The 369-nt window shown below is 57.7% G+C and carries 1 protein-coding gene; it reads right to left on the bottom strand.

Annotated features, from left to right (window positions below; all coding sequences use genetic code 11):
• On the bottom strand, positions 1–241 hold a 241-nt coding region (locus VJ923_RS12315; protein WP_326441843.1), incomplete at its 3' end, for a hypothetical protein.
• Between the last annotated feature and the right edge of the window lie 128 nt (positions 242–369).

Raw genomic sequence — 369 nt, forward strand, 5'->3', positions numbered from 1 at the left:
CGATACCCTCGAAGCCGCTGATCACCGTTGTGGCGGCGCGCATGCCGCAGCGCCCATGGGGAGCGACGGTGAACCCTCTTGCCTTCAATGTGCGGGCCCTCGATCTCGAGAGCCCCGTCCTTCTCGAGAACTCGGCCAAGTTCATCTTGTCGAGTTCGAAGGAATCGCCCTCTGCCCGGGCGATATCCGAGATGGCCTTGTCTATAATCTCTTGCAGGCCATTGCACTCGTTGTCATTCATGGTCCTCCTAATCTTCTGGCGTATTGGCGTACACCAGTGTAGGGCCGACGGCGGCGCAGTGGCTGTTTTTTCTTGACTTGGATTTGGCTAAATTGGTCTGACTTTAGGGGGCCATTCTTGCCTGGCGC

It is taken from the genome of Adlercreutzia shanghongiae (assembly GCF_035830635.1).
Classification (GTDB): domain Bacteria; phylum Actinomycetota; class Coriobacteriia; order Coriobacteriales; family Eggerthellaceae; genus Adlercreutzia; species Adlercreutzia shanghongiae.